The 514-nt window shown below is 55.6% G+C and carries 1 protein-coding gene; it reads right to left on the bottom strand.

What is annotated here, in order from left to right; all coding sequences use genetic code 11:
• Positions 1-192, bottom strand: a 192-nt coding sequence (locus Q3Y53_RS13085) for a hypothetical protein (RefSeq protein ID WP_303536820.1), incomplete at its 3' end; no start/stop codon positions are given.
• Positions 193-514: the final 322 nt, after the last annotated feature.

Below are 514 nucleotides of genomic sequence, written 5' to 3' on the forward strand. Positions count from 1 at the left end.
ATCTTCTCTGCGAGTAATGGTCGGGAGTTGAGTGGTGGACAGCTGAATTTCGAACGCCACCGGTCCGCCATAGCAATTGGACGCATAGACGTCCGGGAATGCGTACTGCCCCTCGTGACCCTTTGTATAGCGCTCAGGAGCGATGCCAGCCGCTGCTACATAAGGGTCCAATTCCAGTATCTCGCAGATCATGGCCTTTAGCTGCTTGTGACGCGCACCTTCCTGCTGTCCTTGAAACTTGTTCGCATCTATGGAGCGAAAGCTGGATGCATTGGCCGAGGCCCACCGGCAGTCCTTTGTCTCGGTTCCAAAGTGAAAGCAGTGCCGGCGCCCGTTGCTCGACTCTCGTCCGTAGACTGAATGACCGCAATCGCCACAAAGAAGGGCAGGCTGTCCTGTTCGACGGGAGCGCGTCGCTTTTGCACGTAGCTCGGACCATTCTGTGTCAGAGAGAGCATTCAGGTAAGTCTCTGTGTGAACCGGATGCGTTGATGGCGGAACAATGATTGCTTCG

The sequence above is a fragment of the Synechococcus sp. YX-04-1 genome (assembly GCF_030546365.1).
GTDB lineage: Bacteria > Cyanobacteriota > Cyanobacteriia > PCC-6307 > Cyanobiaceae > Parasynechococcus.